The 14,910-nt window shown below is 62.8% G+C and carries 17 protein-coding genes; 2 read left to right on the forward strand and 15 right to left on the reverse strand.

The features are described 5' to 3' along the window. Window positions 1-78: 78 nt before the first annotated feature. Genes C5F71_RS10690 through C5F71_RS10700 form a run of 3 tightly spaced genes read right to left on the reverse strand, consistent with a single transcriptional unit; the run spans window position 79 to window position 2,610 of the window. The gene (locus tag C5F71_RS10690; RefSeq protein ID WP_029297402.1) at window positions 79-981 is read right to left on the reverse strand and encodes a transporter substrate-binding domain-containing protein; all 903 of its coding nucleotides are present in this window, start codon (window positions 979-981) and stop codon (window positions 79-81) included. A 24-nt stretch (window positions 982-1,005) separates the two neighbouring features. Continuing rightward, window positions 1,006-1,359 carry a RidA family protein gene (locus tag C5F71_RS10695; protein WP_104911110.1) on the reverse strand — a complete coding sequence of 118 codons (354 nt, stop codon included), beginning with the start codon at window positions 1,357-1,359 and terminating at the stop codon, window positions 1,006-1,008. A 9-nt stretch (window positions 1,360-1,368) separates the two neighbouring features. Further along, window positions 1,369-2,610: a D-amino acid dehydrogenase gene (locus C5F71_RS10700; protein WP_104911111.1), complete on the reverse strand. Its 1,242-nt coding sequence runs from the start codon at window positions 2,608-2,610 to the stop codon at window positions 1,369-1,371. 106 nt (window positions 2,611-2,716) lie between these two features. Here C5F71_RS10700 and C5F71_RS10705 point away from each other — a divergent pair, with 106 nt between their 5' ends. Beyond that, window positions 2,717-3,619 (forward strand): LysR family transcriptional regulator, encoded by a 903-nt coding sequence (locus C5F71_RS10705; RefSeq protein WP_104911112.1) that lies wholly within the window; start codon window positions 2,717-2,719, stop codon window positions 3,617-3,619. A 141-nt stretch (window positions 3,620-3,760) separates the two neighbouring features. Here C5F71_RS10705 and C5F71_RS10710 read toward each other — a convergent pair whose 3' ends face one another. Further along, on the reverse strand, window positions 3,761-4,378 hold the full coding sequence (locus tag C5F71_RS10710; protein ID WP_029300416.1) for a hemolysin III family protein: 618 nt from the start codon (window positions 4,376-4,378) through the stop codon (window positions 3,761-3,763). A 132-nt stretch (window positions 4,379-4,510) separates the two neighbouring features. Between C5F71_RS10710 and C5F71_RS10715 the strand changes: the two genes are divergently transcribed. Continuing rightward, window positions 4,511-5,425: a LysR substrate-binding domain-containing protein gene (locus tag C5F71_RS10715; protein WP_029300417.1), complete on the forward strand. Its 915-nt coding sequence runs from the start codon at window positions 4,511-4,513 to the stop codon at window positions 5,423-5,425. Between the two features lie 140 nt (window positions 5,426-5,565). Here the strand turns inward: C5F71_RS10715 and madM are convergent, their stop codons facing one another. The 11 genes from madM to C5F71_RS10775 all read right to left on the reverse strand — a co-directional run bounded on the left by madM (window position 5,566) and on the right by C5F71_RS10775 (window position 14,530). Beyond that, the gene (gene madM / locus C5F71_RS10720; RefSeq protein ID WP_029300419.1) at window positions 5,566-6,330 is read right to left on the reverse strand and encodes a malonate transporter subunit MadM; all 765 of its coding nucleotides are present in this window, start codon (window positions 6,328-6,330) and stop codon (window positions 5,566-5,568) included. Between the two features lie 5 nt (window positions 6,331-6,335). Beyond that, window positions 6,336-6,728 (reverse strand): malonate transporter subunit MadL, encoded by a 393-nt coding sequence (gene madL, locus C5F71_RS10725; RefSeq protein ID WP_029300421.1) that lies wholly within the window; start codon window positions 6,726-6,728, stop codon window positions 6,336-6,338. A gap of 66 nt (window positions 6,729-6,794) precedes the next feature. Continuing rightward, window positions 6,795-7,700 carry a malonate decarboxylase subunit epsilon gene (mdcH, locus tag C5F71_RS10730; RefSeq protein ID WP_104911113.1) on the reverse strand — a complete coding sequence of 302 codons (906 nt, stop codon included), beginning with the start codon at window positions 7,698-7,700 and terminating at the stop codon, window positions 6,795-6,797. Further along, window positions 7,697-8,293 (reverse strand): malonate decarboxylase holo-ACP synthase, encoded by a 597-nt coding sequence (locus C5F71_RS10735; RefSeq protein ID WP_104911114.1) that lies wholly within the window; start codon window positions 8,291-8,293, stop codon window positions 7,697-7,699. Before C5F71_RS10735 ends, mdcH begins: the two co-directional genes overlap by 4 nt. After that, entirely contained in the window at window positions 8,287-9,066 is a 780-nt protein-coding gene (mdcE, locus tag C5F71_RS10740) for a biotin-independent malonate decarboxylase subunit gamma (RefSeq protein ID WP_104911115.1), read from the reverse strand. The genes C5F71_RS10735 and mdcE overlap by 7 nt, the downstream gene beginning before the upstream one ends. After that, window positions 9,063-9,905 carry a biotin-independent malonate decarboxylase subunit beta gene (locus C5F71_RS10745; RefSeq protein ID WP_070993967.1) on the reverse strand — a complete coding sequence of 281 codons (843 nt, stop codon included), beginning with the start codon at window positions 9,903-9,905 and terminating at the stop codon, window positions 9,063-9,065. The genes mdcE and C5F71_RS10745 overlap by 4 nt, the downstream gene beginning before the upstream one ends. Continuing rightward, entirely contained in the window at window positions 9,898-10,197 is a 300-nt protein-coding gene (locus C5F71_RS10750) for a malonate decarboxylase subunit delta (protein WP_029300430.1), read from the reverse strand. Before C5F71_RS10750 ends, C5F71_RS10745 begins: the two co-directional genes overlap by 8 nt. Beyond that, the gene (locus tag C5F71_RS10755; protein ID WP_104911116.1) at window positions 10,197-11,054 is read right to left on the reverse strand and encodes a triphosphoribosyl-dephospho-CoA synthase; all 858 of its coding nucleotides are present in this window, start codon (window positions 11,052-11,054) and stop codon (window positions 10,197-10,199) included. Before C5F71_RS10755 ends, C5F71_RS10750 begins: the two co-directional genes overlap by 1 nt. Beyond that, window positions 11,055-12,725, reverse strand: a complete 1,671-nt coding sequence (gene mdcA / locus C5F71_RS10760; protein ID WP_104911117.1) for a malonate decarboxylase subunit alpha — start codon at window positions 12,723-12,725, stop codon at window positions 11,055-11,057. 209 nt (window positions 12,726-12,934) lie between these two features. Next, the gene (locus C5F71_RS10765) at window positions 12,935-13,645 is read right to left on the reverse strand and encodes a hypothetical protein (RefSeq protein WP_104911118.1); all 711 of its coding nucleotides are present in this window, start codon (window positions 13,643-13,645) and stop codon (window positions 12,935-12,937) included. A gap of 255 nt (window positions 13,646-13,900) precedes the next feature. Next, entirely contained in the window at window positions 13,901-14,530 is a 630-nt protein-coding gene (locus C5F71_RS10775; RefSeq protein WP_104911119.1) for a transcriptional regulator, read from the reverse strand. Window positions 14,531-14,910: the final 380 nt, after the last annotated feature.

Genomic DNA, 14,910 nt, shown 5'->3' on the forward strand with positions numbered 1-14,910 from the left:
CGTTTTATCAGTCTGCGGATGTATTGACTGACACACCGCTTTCGCGTGCAAGCCCGCTCCCACATGGGGATTGAGTGTTTACTCCACCGGATCACTCACCGGCTTGGCAATAATCGCCTTCAGCTCGCTGGTCATGGGGAACTCCAGGTTCAAGCCCTTGGGCGGAATCGGCTGTTCAAACCAGCGCTGGTAAATCCCGTTGATTTCCCCCGAGCTGTACAGCTCGCCCAGGGTCTCGTTGACCACCGCCAAAAATTGCGGGTCGTCCTTGCGCACCATGCAGCTGTAGATTTCCCGCGACTGTTCCTCGCCCACCACCACCCACTTGTGCGGGTCCTTGGCCTTGGCGCGCTCGCCATAGAGCAACGCGTCATCCATATAGAACGCCACGGCCCGACCCGATTGCAGCATCTGGAACGCCTCGCCATGGTCCTTGGCGCTGATCACCGACATATCCAGCTTGTGCTCATGGTTGTAGCTCTTGAGGAACCGCTCGTTGGTGGTGCCGGCGGTGGTCACCACGTTCTTGCCACGCAGGTCGGCGAAACGCTGGATACCGCTGTCGTTGGCGGTGAGCAACTGGCCCTTCACATAGATAAAGCCATAGGAAAACGCCACCTGCTTCTGCCGCTCGGCCGTCACCCCGGTGGAGCCGCACTCCAGGTCCACCGTGCCGTTGATCACCAGCGGAATACGCGTCTGCGAAGTGACCAGGTTGTACTTCACGTTGAGCTTGGGCACACCGGTCTTTTGTTGAATACGCTCGACAATCTTGCTCGCCAGGTCCACGGAATAGCCCATGGGTTTGCCGGTGTTATCGCCGACATAGGAAAACGGCACCGACGCATCGCGATAACCCAGGGTGATGCTCTTGGCATTCGCGACCTTGGCCAGGGTGCCCGTCAGCGGCGCTTCATTGGCCTGGGCCTGGGCCGTCAACAACAGCCCCAGTGCGGTACCGATCAACGTGATTTTTTGCATTGTTATTCTCCGTTGGTGTTCTTGTTATGGGCGGCGTACAGCAATCACGCTGATTTCCACCAGCACACTCGGGCGTGCCAGTTCCGCCTGCAGGGTGGTGCGGGTCGGTGCCTGGCCGGGCGTGAGCCAGGCGGACCAGACATCATTCATCGGCGCAAAACCTTCCTGGATGTTCTTCAGGTAAATGGTCGCATTGAGCAGATGATCCTTGTCGCTGCCGGCTTGCGCCAGCAGCGCGTCAATCTTGGCCAGCACCTCGTGGGTCTGGGTGGTGACGTCCTGGCCCTGGCCCGGCACTTGGCCGGAGAGGAATACCAGGTCCTGGTAGGTCACGGCGCCCGATAAGCGGTTATTGCTGTCGATCCGGCTGATGGTCATTGCGGTGCCCTATGCGGCGCGGGGCGCGAGGCCCTGCATATCAATGGAAGTGGTGTGCTGGCCGATCAGTTCGGCCAATACCTGGCCGCTGCCACAGGCCAGGGTGAAGCCCAGGGCGCCGTGGCCAAGGTTGAGCCACAGGTTGCGGTACACGCTGGCGCCAATCAGCGGCACACCGCTGGGGGTGGCCGGGCGCATGCCGGCCCATTCGATGGCCTGGCTGTAGTCACCGGCCAAGGGGAACGTCTCACAGGCCTGGCGCTTGATCAGGGCCAGGCGCTTGGGCTCAAGGCCCGTATCAAAGCCGACGATGTCGACCATCGCCGCCACCCGCAGCTGTTCGCCGATCCGTGCGTAAACGATCTTGCGGTCATAGTCGGTGATGCTGATTTTCGGCGCGGCGTGCTGCTCGCCAATCGGCACACTCAGGCTGTAGCCCTTGAGCGGGTACAGTGGCAGCGCGATCCCCGGCAGCGCCAGCTCAGGGCTGCGCACCCCCGCCGCCAACACCAGGTGCTGCACCGGCATCACCTCGCTGCCCAACTCAATCGCCTGCACCGTGCCGTTGGCATGCCGGATACCCGTGACCTTGCGCCCCAGCACAAACCGGCAACGGCCCGACGCTTCAAGGCGCGCCGCCAGTTGCTGGCAGAAGCGGTGACAGTCCGCCACTTCTTCATTGGGCGTGTAGATCCCGCCGACAAAATCCTTCGCGCCCAGGGTCGGTTCCAGGCGCGTGCAATCGGCCGCCGACAGCACCTGTTGCTGCAGGCGATCCAGCACCTTATTGCGAGCGTGTTCAAAGGTGTGATGGCTGCGAAATGTCACCAGCTTGCCGTTGCGCTGCCAGTCGAAACCGTCCAGCCCATCCTCTTCGCGCCATTGCTGCAAGATGCCTTGGCTCAACGTGGCCAGGCGCAACAGGTGGCCGGCGTTGCGCTTGTTCACCGAGGCCCGGCAAGCACCGAGGAACGCGGCCATCCAGCGCCATTGCGCGGGGTCCAGGCGCGGCCGCAGCTTCAACGGCGAATCACCGCGCAGCAGCCAGCCAATGGCTTGCAACGGCACGCCCTTGTCCGCCAGCGGCGCGACGTAGCGGTAGGACAACTGGCCGCCATTGGCAAAACTGGTCTCGCTGCCCAGGCTGTCGCGGGCCTCGACCACCGTCACGTCCATACCGGCGCGCACCAGGGCATAGGCGCTCGCCAGACCGATGACCCCACCGCCAATGATGCAAACCTGCTGAGCCATGTCGATTCCCGAGCGTTGTAATGAGCGTCCAAGGTTAGGGGCAGGTGACAGGCGCCGGACAATGAATAAAGATGGGCCACCTATAAACAAAGGTTATGGACTCGTCATGCGCTTGCGTCATATCGAAATTTTCCAGGCCATCCGCCAGACCGGCTCCGTCAGCGCCGCCGCGCAGTTGCTGCACGTCTCGCAACCGGCGGTGACCAAAGTGTTGCAACACGCCGAACTGCAACTGGGCTTCCCGCTGTTCCTGCGCATACGCGGCAAGCTGCAGCCCACTCCGGAAGCCCTGGCCCTGGAGCGTGAAGTCGATAAGGTCAGCGAAAGCCTGCAAGGCGTGCGGCGCCTGGCCCAGAACCTGCGGCGCGCGCCCGGCCAAAGCCTGCGCATCGGCGCCACGCCGGCCCTGGCCTTGTCATTGTTGCCGCCGGCAATTGGCGAGTGGACCCAGCGCTATCCGGACATTGCCTGCGAACTGTCCAGCGCCCACAGCCGTGAGCTGGTGCAGAACCTGTTGATGCGCGAGATGGATGTGGCGCTGACGCTCAAGTCCCCGGACCATCCCGGGCTCAAGGCCCAGGCGTTAGCCCACGGCGTACTGGTGGCCCTGGCGCCTCGGGGCTTCTGGCCTGCGACGGAGCTGGGCAAACCTTTGCCGTTGATGGCCCTGGCAGGCGCGCCGTTGATTGGCCTGTCCAGTGCCGACCCGCTGTCGGCGCGGCTCGACAGCTACCTTGAAGCGGTCGAGCCGCCGCCCAAGGTGCAGATCTCGGTGCAGACCTATTCCCTGGCCCGGGCCATGGTGGAGTCCGGCGCCGGCCTGGCGGTGATCGACCCCTTCACCGCCCTGGGCGCATCCACCGACAGCACCTGCATCCGCCCCCTGGCCCCGCCGCTGCCCATCACCCTGTACGCCCTGACCCGCGCGGATGAACCGCCGCCGCATATGTTGGCGAGCCTGCTGGAGATCTTTGGCAGCCGTGCCCAGGAGCAGCTAGACCGCCTCTAAAACACCGCAGAACCCTGTAGGAGCTGGCTTGTGTGGGAGCTGGCTTGCCTGCGATGCAGACACCTCGGTCCATCAGTCACACCCCAGTGATGCTATCGCAGGCAAGCCGGCTCCCACACAAAACCAGCGCCATGTGGTCTGTCAGAGCACGTAGCCCATGATCGCCACAAAGTGCAGCAGGCTGCCGCCGATCACGAACAGATGCCAGATCCCATGGGAGTGCCGCAGCCGGTGTTCCAGGGCGAAGAAGATAATCCCCACCGTGTACAACACCCCGCCCGACGCCAGCCAGATAAACCCGTCCATACCCAACGCGCCAATCAATGGCTTGACCGCCACCAACACAATCCAACCCATCACCGCATAGATCACAATCGACAAAATACGCGCCTCGGAGCGCGGCTTGATCTCCTGCAGGATTCCGATCACCGCCAGGCCCCAGACAATCCCGAACAACGTCCAGCCCCAGGGCCCGTTCAGCGTCACCAGGCAAAACGGGGTGTAGCTGCCGGCGATCAGCAGGTAGATCGAGAAGTGATCGACCTTCTGCATGATTTCTTTTTTGCGCCCGCGCACGCTGTGATACACCGTCGAGGCGCTGTACAGCACCAGCAGGGTAAAGCCGTAGATCGCCACACTGACGATTTTCCACGGGCTGCCGTCCATACTCGCCACCACCAGCATCCACACCGCGCCGATAAAGGCCGCCACGGCGCCGAGCAAATGACTCCAGGCGTTGAATCGTTCTCCGTGATACATGTGTCGCCAACCTCCAAAACTGCTGCATCGACCCCGTAAGGCTCAGGCCTGACAGGCCAGAGTGCAAGACCGTTATGACGGTTGCGGCGCTTTAAGGGCACAATCGAGCGCATTCGAATAAGAGCCATCGCCATGCTGATCGACGAAGAGTTCACCCTCAAGAAGCTGGAAATCTTCCTGGCCTTCATGCGCACCGGCAACCTGGCCCGCGCCGCCGCCGAGTTGCAGACCAGCAATGTCAGCGTGCACCGGGCCATCCACTCCCTGGAGAATGCCCTGCGCTGCCCGCTGTTCAAGCACGAAGGGCGCAACCTCACCCCACTGGAAAGCGCCTACGTGCTCGAAGAGCGCGCGCAAAAACTGGTGCAGGACGTGGTCGACAGCGTGCGCCTGACCCGCGAAGCCGCTGGCTTTTCCGCCGAACGCTTCAAGCTCGGCGCCCTGTATTCGCTGACGGTCAAGACCGTGCCGCAACTGATCATGGGCCTGAAAATCCGCCGCAGCGAGCTCAATATCGACCTGATCCTGGGCTCCAACGTCGACCTGATGTACAAGCTCAAGAACATGGAAGTCGACGCGATCCTGATCTCCCTCGACGACCAGGTGATGGAGCCGGACTGCGCGCAGATCCAGCTGTTTTCCGATGACATCTTCCTCGCCACCCCCGCCGACTCGCCCCTGGACCGCGAACAGGAAATCGACCTGGCCCAGGTGCGCGACGCCACCTTCATCACCCTGACCCAGGGCTTCGCCACCCACCAGGACGGCGCACGGGTATTCAAGCAGGCGGGGTTCGAGCCGAAGGTGGCGATGCAGGTCAACGACATCTTCACCCTGCTGAGCATGGTCAGCTCGGGGGTGGGATATGCATTGCTGCCGGGAAGGATTGCGGCGGTGTATGAGAACCGGGTGAAGCTGATTCCATTGCAGGCGCGCTACCGGCTACAGCAGCACATTGGCGTGGTGTTCTTGAAGGCCAAGGAGCGCGATCCGAATTTGCTGGCGTTGTTGGCAGAGTGTCGGATGTATGCCAATCGGCAGGATTGAAACCGCCATCGCAGGCAAGTCGAATCGTCGCACCCCAGCTCCCACATTTGAATGTGTTCACAAATCAAAGTGTGGGAGCTGCGGTGCGACGATTCGACTTGCCTGCGATGAGGCCCGAACATTCAATCGAGATTAGCGAATCAGCCCACCAACCCCCGCATCAGCAAAAACAACAACGAAGGCCCCAACAGACACCCCAGCGCCGTATAAAACGCCGCCGTCAGGCAGCCATAGGGCACCAGCTTCGGATCGGTCGCCGCCAACCCGCCGGCCACGCCGCTGGAGGTGCCCATCAGGCCGCCGAAGATCACCGCACTGCGCGGGCTGTTCAGGCCAATCAACGGCGCCACGAACGGGGTCATCACCATCACCAAAATGGCCTTGATCAACCCCGCAGCAATGGACAACGCCATCACCTCGGAACTGGCGCCAATCGCCGCCCCGGTCACGGGCCCGACGATATAGGTCACCGCCCCGGCACCGATGGTGGTCAGGCTCACCGCATCGGTGTAGCCAAACGCCATGGCCACCCCAACGCCTGCGACAAATGACGAGCCGACGCCCACAAACAGTGCAAGCACCCCCACGTATCCGGCACGCTTGAGCTCATCGACGCTCACCCCAAACGCGGTCGCCACAATGGCAAAGTCGCGCAGCATCGCCCCGCCCAGCAGGCCGATGCCCGACAGCAGCGGGATATCCACCACGCCCTTGGCCCCGCCGGTAAACGCACCGCCCACATAGGACAGCACCAGCCCCAGCAGGATCGCGATGGCCGACCCATGCAAGCGGCCTTTGGTGAAGGTGTCGCTGATCCAGTAGGACACCCACATGGTCAGGCCGATCACCGCAAAACCACTGATCAGGCCGTAGCCGGTGATGACTTTCATCAAGGATTCGTACATGGCGCTCACCCTGCCGTCTTGGTAGGGATGACGGCATCCGGCTCACGGTTGCCGAGGCGTACCAGCACCGGCACCAGGGCAAATGCCACCACTACCGCGCAGGTGCCGGCGAGAATCGCCATGGGGCCGCCACTGATAGCGCCATAGACGTTTTGCTGGGCCGCCATGGCCACCACAATCGGGATGTACACCGCCGCCCAGAAGCTCACACCCTGCTCCGACTTGCCGGTAAACAGGCCACGCTTGCCCAGGTAACTGCCCAGGCCGATCAGCAGCAACATCGCGATGCCTACCCCGCCGACGTTGGCCGGGATGCCCATCCATTGGCCCAGCAGCTCGCCGACAAACAGGCCCGCCAGGGTACACAAGGCCAGAAACGCCACACCGTAAATAATCATGCTGGTAGTCCTCTTGATGCTTGATCGAAATTGTTGTTTTTGTGCTTCGAAAGCCAAGGTCATGCTTTATCGGTGATGGCGGCCCTCCTGCTCCAACAGGGCCTGCAAGGTGTCCAGGCGGGCGCCTTCGAAGGCGATCACGGTGCCCTGTTCAAACACCCGCCGCGCCAGGCCGGTAAGCACCGCGCCCGGTGGCAGTTCGATCTGCAGGCGCACACCACGCTCATAGGCGCTTTGCACGGTGCCGCGCCAATCGACGATGCGGCACATGTTGAAGGTCAGGTCGTCGCGCAGTTGCGCGGGATCACGAATCGGCCGCGCCCGCGTGCTGCTCAGGTAGCTGATGGCCGGCGCCTTGAGCGTGACCTTGGCGAACGCCTCGGCCAGTGTTTGCGCAGGCGTGTCCAACAGCGCGCAATGGGACGGCACGCTGACGGCCAGGCGCTTGGCCACGCCCTGGCCTTTGACGCGATCCGCGACCCGTTGCATGGCTGCGTCGCTGCCGGCAATCACGCACTGGTTGTCGGCATTGATATTGGCCAGGTACACCGGTGAATCGGGGCCATGGACTTCGGCCAGCACATTTTCGACGGTGGATAACTCCAGGCCGATCAGCGCGGTCATGCCGTAGCCCTGTGGATAAGCGCGCTGCATCAGCTCACCGCGCAGGCTGACCAGGCGCAGCGCATCGGCAAACCCCAGGGCGCCGGCGATCACCGCCGCCGGGTAAGCGCCAATGGACAGGCCCGCCACGTAGTCCGGCGTGTGCTGCAACTGACGAGCGTGGGCCACGCCTGCAATCAGCAAGCACAGTTGCACGGCGCGGGTACTGGCCAGGGCCTGCGCCGAATCGAGCTGGCGCACATCTTGCGCCAAGGCCTCGCTGGCTTCGTCGAGGACGCTGGCGGGCAACTGCTGGAGCATGCCCGGGCGCTGGGCGCCTTGCCCTGGGAACACCAAAAGGCTGCTCATACCACCGCCTGCCAAGGGTCACTGACCAGGTGCGCGCCGCTGGCGCTTTTCAGTAGCACCCGCTGTGAAGGACCGGCCCATTCGCGCAAGGCCACCGCGCCATACGGGGTTTGCAGTTGCAGATCCACGGCACACGGCGCGGTGTCCAGCAGCGCCAGCAGATCCTTGGCATCGCCGCGATCAAGAGGCTCGAAAGTGCGCAACAACAAATCCAGATCGCTCTGGGCATGCAGCGCTTCAATGCCGGTGGCCAACTCGAAACCCGCGCTGCCCGTAATGCCCCAGACCGCCTTCGCCAGCACTGGCCGCAGTTGCGCGAGTGCCCGCAGCGCCGGCAGATCGCGGGGCGAAATCACTTCGCACAGCGCCTCGGGCACCACCCGCCGCTGCACGGCTGCAAGCGGCATCACGGCGCCAAAGCGCTGCTCACGCAGACGCCCGCGCACACCCACCGCCACATAGCCCGGTTCGGCCAGCGCCCGGCGCACCACCACCGGCTGCCCGGCACCGATCACCGCCAGTGCCCAGGCCGGTGCGTCAGCCGGCAGATGCGCCGGGGTCATGCCCCAGAGCAAGTCGTGAGCGTTCACCATTGCTCCCGCAGCAGCTCGCGTACACGGCTGGACGCCGCACGGTTGACGGCGCCCAGGCGCCCGCGCAAATCCCGCACGCCGCTGCTCTGTACGTCCTTGATCGCCTGCTGCAGGCAATCGCTGACCCGCGCCAGGTCATCGGCCGTGGGGTGTTCGATCTGGTTGACCGTGAGGGTTTCCCAGAGCAGACCGAGGCTGGCATAGCTGTCGATGTCGTAGGCCATGGGCGGCACGCTGGCGGCCAGGGCCTCCAGTTCTTCGACACTGCGCAAGGTGACCCGCGCCGCCGACGCCTTGCCCATGGCGTGCACCATCACCCCAGGGTCGCGCAGGGCAATCAGGCGATTGGCTTGGTAGCCATGGGCAAGAAACGCCCCGGACATGGCCTTGCCCACCAGCAACCCGATCACCGGGTGCCCGGCCAGGCGCGCACGGGCATAACTGTCCGCCGCTGCCGCCAGGGCTTGATGAATCCCCAACGCTTCTTCGCGGCGGCCGTAGGCCTGGCTCGGTACGTCGACGATGGCAATGATCGGGCGTTGATCGCCGCTGGCGATGGCTTCATCCACCGCCTTGGCCAAACCCCAGCCTTCCAGCAAACCCACCTCACCCTGGCGCGCCCTTGGGAAGCGGTTGGCGGCATCCGGCACCACCGCGATAAACCGTACGGCTTGCTCGCCAAGCACGCCATCCGCCACTTTCAACGAAGCCGGCAGACCTGCTACCGGCGCCGCACCGGCGCTCAATGCGTTGAACCACTGCAAGCCTCTCATGGGCGTTCTCCCTGATACAGGTCACGAACCGTGGCCGGCTCGATCTGCGGTGCGGCGTCCAGCGCAGCCAGACGCGCCAGGTAATAGTCGGCCTGGCGGCTGCGTTGCGAGGCCGGTAAACCTTGCTGCAACAGTTCACTGATCTGTTGGCGGATCTGCGCCACGTCGTCCGCCACATAGCGGTCGGCCAGGCCACTGTTGAAGCGCTGCTCGCCGCCGGTCAGGCTCCAGATGAAGGGCCGGTCACGGGAGTCGTATTCTTCAAGGCCGGCTTCCTGTTCGATCACTTGCGGGCCGTTCAAGCCCAAGCGGGCTTCGCGGGTTACCAGCAGGTAACTGCACAGGCCAGCGGCAATCGACATGCCGCCAAAGCAGCCAACACTGCCGGCCACCACGCCGATCACTGGCTGGTACTGGCGCAGGTCGACAATTGCGGCGTGGATATCGGCAATCGCCGCCAGCCCGAGGTTGGCCTCCTGCAAGCGCACACCGCCGGTTTCCAATAGCAGCACAGCGCGGGTGGGGACGCCGTTGCGGTTGTCCTCGGCGGCCAGTTCCAGGGCCCCGGCGATTTTTGCCCCGCCGACTTCACCGAGGCTGCCGCCCTGGAAATTGCCTTCGATAGCGGCGATCACCAGCGGCAGGCCGTCGAGGGTGCCCTTGGCGATCACCACGCCATCGTCGGCCTGCGGGACCACACCCTGGCGGCTCAGCCACGGCGACATTACGCGCTGGAACGGGTCGATCAGTTCCCGATAGCTGCCGGCATCCAGCAACGCCTTGGCCCGCTGACGGGCGCCGAGCTCGACGAAGCTGTGTCGGTTGAGTAAGTCAGTCATGGCCAAGCTCCTCGAAACCTTGCTCCAGACGCAAGCGCACCACGCCGGGGGTGGCGCCAAAATCGTGGATCTGAATGTTCAAGGCCGGCGGTGTCTGTTCCTGGAAAAGCCGCTGGAACAGGTGTTGCCAGCGTTGCTCGGCGCCGTTGACCGAGGTTTGCACCTGGATGCTCAAGGTGCCCGCCGTGCCCGGTTCCAGCAGCACTTCAAGGTCGCCGGAACCGACGCAACCCACCAGCGCACGGCCTTTGGGCGGCTGCCCGGCGGGGAATTCAAAGGATAGGGTTTCCATCAAAACGCTCCGTCGCAAGACTCGATGCGGTCGATAAACAGGCAGGCGGCCAACAGGTCGGCGGCGCCACCGGGGGAGGCATTGAGTGCCAGCAGTTGTTGGTCCAATTCATTGAGGCGCCGCCGCCCGGCCAGGCTTGCACTGCCGCCTGCGTCCAGCACGGCCTGGGCCCCCAGTTGCATGGTCTGCAGGCCATCGGTGCCGGCGCGGTACAGCACGCAGGTATCGGCCAGTTGGGTCATGATCGCCAGCAGCGCATCGAGGCGTGCGTTCTGCTCGCCGTGTTGTTGCGCGCGGCTTGCGTGCAGTTGCGGCAGGCCACGTTGCAGCACCGCGGGGAAGCCCAGTTGCGCTTCTTCGCGGGCGCCGCGTGCGCCGTAGCGTTGGGCGACTTGTACGCCATGGCTCAACGGTTGCGGCGCATAGCGGTCGTTGAGCAAGGCCAGGCGCGCGGCGCGCAGGCTCACGGCACTGGCATTGCGGGAGGTGGGATCCAGCGCGGTGGCAGCCACCAGCAGGCCGAGGGCCCAGATCGCGCCGCGATGGGTGTTCACGCCTTGGGTGGTGATCAGCATCGCTTGCTCACCCTCGCGCCCGATACGGCCCAGGGCTTCGCGCAGTGGCAGGCCGATTTCACCTGACTCGATCGCCGCCTCGGCCATTTCCTTGAACGCCGGCCACAGGGACAGCGCCGAGGCATGCATCAGGCCCAGGTGCAGATCGTTGTGAGCGCCGTTGCCGCGCCGGTCCACCAACGCCGGCTTGGGCGACAGGTCCGCTTCGTCGATCAGCGCGTCGACCGCCAGGTCCGCCAGTTGCTCGGCCAGGGTCAGTGTGTGCAGTTTGAGTGCGTGCATTTACCAGCTCCTGAACTTGGCGGGCGGGTTGTACAGGCCACCGGACCAGTCCACCAGGTCGGCCACGCTTTTGGCCGCCAGCAGTTCGCGGGTGGCGTCGGTGCGGCGGATGCCGAGGTCTTCGGGCAAGGCGATCAGGCCTTCGCGGCGCATGCGCGCGGTGTCCTTGGGGTTGTGGCGCAGGCCTATGGCGGTCACCCCGGCCACCGCCGCGATCATCGCCTGGCGCTCTTCCAGGGAGCGCGCCTTGTACAGGTAGGCGATGCCTTCTTCGGTGAGCAGGTGGGTCACGTCGTCGCCGTAGATCATGATCGGCGCCAGGGGCATGCCGCTTTTGCGCGCCACTTCCACCGCATCCAGGGTGTCGACGAAGGTCGGTTTGCCGCCCTCCTGGAAGGTCTCGACCATTTGCACGACGAGTTTTTTGCCGCGTTCCAGCAGGGCTTCGGGGGCATCGTCGTGGCGCATATCGAGCCAGGCCGGGGTGCCGTGACGGCGCCCGCGCGGGTCGTGGCCCATGTTCGGCGCGCCACCAAACCCGGCCAGCCGGCCACGGGTCACGGTGGAGGAATGACCGTCGCCATCTACCTGCAAGGTGGCGCCGATAAACAGGTCCACCGCGTATTGGCCCGCCAGTTGGCAGAACATGCGGTTGGAACGTAATGAGCCGTCGCGGCCGGTGAAGAACACATCCGGGCGGGCGGCGATGTAGTTTTCCATGCCCAACTCGGTACCGAAGCAATGCACGCTTTCGACCCAGCCGCTTTCGATGGCGGGAATCAGCGTCGGGTGCGGGTTGAGGGTCCAGTTGCGGCAGATCTTGCCTTTGAGGCCCAGGGACTCGCCGTAGGTCGGCAGGATCAGTTCAATGGCGGCGGTGTTGAAACCAATGCCATGGTTCAGCGACTGCACGTTGTGTTTTTCGTAGATGCCACGGATCGCCATCATCGCCATCAACACATGCACCGGCTTGATATGCCGGGGGTCGCGGGTGAACAGCGGTTCGATGTAGAAGGGCTTGTCGGCCACCACCACAAAATCCACCCAACTGGCCGGGATGTCTACGCGGGGCAAGTCGCTGACGTCGTCCACCAACTGGTTGACCTGGACGATGACGATGCCATCGCTGAACGCCGCCGGTTCGATCAGCGCCGGGGTGTCTTCGGTACTGGGGCCGGTGTAGATGTTGCCGGCGCGGTCAGCCATAAAGCCGGCGGACAGCACCACGTTGGGGATCAGGTCGACAACCAGCCGTGCATACAATTCGATGTAGGTGTGGATCGCGCCGACTTCCAGCAGGCCGTCTTCGAGCAACTGGCTGATGCGCAGGGATTGGGTGCCGGCGAAGGAAAAGTCGAGCTTGCGCGCGATGCCCTTTTCAAACAGGTCCAGGTGCTCGGAGCGCCCGACGCTGGGCATGATCATGTGCAAGTCATGGAGCACGGCCGGGTCGGCCTTGGCCAGGGAGCGCGAGAGAAAGTCGGCCTGCTTCTGGTTATTGCCTTCCAGCACCACACGGTCGCCGGGCAGGATCAGGGCTTGCAGGGCCTCGACAATGCGTTCGGTGGGTAACACCACACCATCGGCCAGGGATGCCACCCGCGCCAGGCGCCGCTGTTTCTCATCGCGTCGCCGCGTCCAGCGCGAGTCGGGGGTTATTGTTGTTGTCATGATCGCTCCACGGGTTCGCTGTCGTGGGGCTCACCATAGGAGTGAATCGGGGGGGTATCAATCAAGCTCGGCGGCGAACCGTTACGGCTGGAGTAACGATCAATTCTGTGGGAGCGAGCTTGCTCGCGAAAAACGTCAACGATAATGCAGCGCTATCAGGTAACGCGCGGCGCCTATGCGTCCTTCGCGAGCAAGCTCGCTCCTACCTCCTACAGCCATTCCATACGCTGGCGCCACACGGTCCAGCCCATGGCGATGCCTGCCACCGTATGAAATCCCAGCACCGCCGCCTGGCTCCAGCTCACCAGCCCCCCGATCGCCTGCACATACACCGGCAGCAAAAACAGCAACAACCCACACAACAGGCCCACGCCCCACTGCTCCCACTTCATTAACCGACGCAAGCAGGAAATGAACAAGCAACCCATCGCCGCGACCGAGAACACCACCAACAGGCCCAACACCGTATGCCCCGTCACCACAGGCCAACCGAAGAACCAAAAGAGCAGGCAGAGCGCAGACAAGGCGAGTGAGCACATGAGGATAAACACCAACAGGTATTCAAAGATCCTCAGGCCCCAGCCATGGATGAAGGTGCGGGTCTGTTGAATGTCGGCCTTGCTCGGCCGTCGCGAGATAGCCACCGCCAGCAGGCCCGAGCCCAAGCCGCCCAGGCTCATGACCACCAGATTGGTCACAACGACCTTGGGTTCTTTGTATTCGTCACTGAGGGTTTCCAGATACCCCAAGATAAACACCGCGCCCACCGACGAGATCACGAAGCCTGCGAACTTGCCGCGCCGGGTCGGGAAATTCATCGTCACGCTGGCAGTGAGCGCCAACACCACGACCCACAACAGCAAGGCACCATTAAACGGGCTGGAGTTGTACAACCGGACAAATACGTCAAATAACCACATTGTGTTGTTGCTTCCACCGAAAGACTCCTTGGAGTTATCGGCGGGTTTGCGTGGGGCTTTATCCGAGAAAGCATTTGAGCTGCGCATCCACATTACTCAACAACGCTTGTGTACTGTCGATAAGTTGCCTTAGCAGCGCCTCGTCCTCATCCATATACCCTTCGTATTCCGCCAGGTTTCGCCGCTCATGACACAACGCAAACAGTCGAACCTTCACATCCCGTGCAATCCGGCGGCTCGGCCTTCAAGCCACCACTACGGAGCAGATTCTCCAGATTGGTTTTGCTGTCCATCCTTGGACTCCACGGGGTTCACCCCAATGAGATTGATCTTGTCTTGCTCCGCGACCCGCCGCACAAAACTGTTCCCGGCAGTCCATTTGCCAATCCAGTCCTCAGGGGTGTAGAGCGTTGGGTTGATGGTGCGGCCCAATTGTTCTTCCAGCGGCATGAGCTGCGCCATGACTTCACTGTAGTCGAGGCTTTCACCGATCAGCATCAGATCAATGTCATTGGATGAGTGCGCCTGCCCCTTGGCAATCGAGCCGTAGATAAAGGCCCAGCTCAACTGCTTGGCGAATGGCGCCAATGCGTTGCGCAGAGGTTCATCCAGGCTCAGGGTCTTGCGCACGATGTTCAGCAACTCAGCGTAAATCGGGCATTGCGGGTTGGCTTGGTAGTGGGTCTGGTTGCCCTGACGGGTCATGCTCAAGACACCCGCCCGTTGCAGGCGCTCCAACTCACGGGTCAGGCTGCCCTTGCCCACTTGGGCCCAGCGGGCTATTTCATTGGTGAAAAAGCTCTGGTCAGGTTTGCCAAAAAGCAGGCCCAGGACTTTTTGCTGGGTCACGGTAAACAGGGCTGTGCTGAGGGGCAGGGTTTGCATGGCGACGACCAAAGAGTCCCAAAAAGGGAACGATAGGTCCCTTTCTGGGACTGATCAAGTTTTACGCAGCGGGCGCCGGCGATATCTGCTCCAGCGCGTGCTCGATCAGCAGTTGGCCCCGCTCAATCATTTGTGGGATGGCGCGAAAATTTCGCGGGAAAAATCTGAAGACTGCATCCCCATCAATCATTCCTACAACCTTTTAGGGTTGTTGCTCGGATGTCGCCTCACTAGCCTTTGGGATTTGAATCATCTCACCAGCAGAACATCATGAATCTGACCCTGAAACCCGATACAAGGCCATTGCAGAGCGTGATGTATCACATCACAATCCATCCATGATCGTCAGCTGGAAACACAAGGGCTCCAGCATTTTTATG

The sequence above is a fragment of the Pseudomonas sp. LG1D9 genome, assembly GCF_002949995.1.
Lineage (GTDB): Bacteria > Pseudomonadota > Gammaproteobacteria > Pseudomonadales > Pseudomonadaceae > Aquipseudomonas > Aquipseudomonas proteolytica.

Bases quoted from the DNA above. Each gene is read 5' to 3' on its own strand.
- C5F71_RS10755 (WP_104911116.1), bottom strand. From the start codon at position 11,054: ATGCACGCACTCAAACTGCACACACTGACCCTGGCCGAGCAACTGGCG.
- C5F71_RS10775 (WP_104911119.1), bottom strand. From the start codon at position 14,530: ATGCAAACCCTGCCCCTCAGCACAGCCCTGTTTACCGTGACCCAGCAA.
- C5F71_RS10765 (WP_104911118.1), bottom strand. From the start codon at position 13,645: ATGTGGTTATTTGACGTATTTGTCCGGTTGTACAACTCCAGCCCGTTT.
- C5F71_RS10750 (WP_029300430.1), bottom strand. From the start codon at position 10,197: ATGGAAACCCTATCCTTTGAATTCCCCGCCGGGCAGCCGCCCAAAGGC.
- C5F71_RS10735 (WP_104911114.1), bottom strand. From the start codon at position 8,293: ATGGTGAACGCTCACGACTTGCTCTGGGGCATGACCCCGGCGCATCTG.
- C5F71_RS10715 (WP_029300417.1), top strand. From the start codon at position 4,511: ATGCTGATCGACGAAGAGTTCACCCTCAAGAAGCTGGAAATCTTCCTG.
- C5F71_RS10705 (WP_104911112.1), top strand. From the start codon at position 2,717: ATGCGCTTGCGTCATATCGAAATTTTCCAGGCCATCCGCCAGACCGGC.
- mdcH (WP_104911113.1), bottom strand. From the start codon at position 7,700: ATGAGCAGCCTTTTGGTGTTCCCAGGGCAAGGCGCCCAGCGCCCGGGC.
- madL (WP_029300421.1), bottom strand. From the start codon at position 6,728: ATGATTATTTACGGTGTGGCGTTTCTGGCCTTGTGTACCCTGGCGGGC.
- C5F71_RS10700 (WP_104911111.1), bottom strand. From the start codon at position 2,610: ATGGCTCAGCAGGTTTGCATCATTGGCGGTGGGGTCATCGGTCTGGCG.
- C5F71_RS10690 (WP_029297402.1), bottom strand. From the start codon at position 981: ATGCAAAAAATCACGTTGATCGGTACCGCACTGGGGCTGTTGTTGACG.
- C5F71_RS10695 (WP_104911110.1), bottom strand. From the start codon at position 1,359: ATGACCATCAGCCGGATCGACAGCAATAACCGCTTATCGGGCGCCGTG.
- C5F71_RS10710 (WP_029300416.1), bottom strand. From the start codon at position 4,378: ATGTATCACGGAGAACGATTCAACGCCTGGAGTCATTTGCTCGGCGCC.
- C5F71_RS10745 (WP_070993967.1), bottom strand. From the start codon at position 9,905: ATGACTGACTTACTCAACCGACACAGCTTCGTCGAGCTCGGCGCCCGT.
- madM (WP_029300419.1), bottom strand. From the start codon at position 6,330: ATGTACGAATCCTTGATGAAAGTCATCACCGGCTACGGCCTGATCAGT.
- mdcA (WP_104911117.1), bottom strand. From the start codon at position 12,725: ATGACAACAACAATAACCCCCGACTCGCGCTGGACGCGGCGACGCGAT.
- mdcE (WP_104911115.1), bottom strand. From the start codon at position 9,066: ATGAGAGGCTTGCAGTGGTTCAACGCATTGAGCGCCGGTGCGGCGCCG.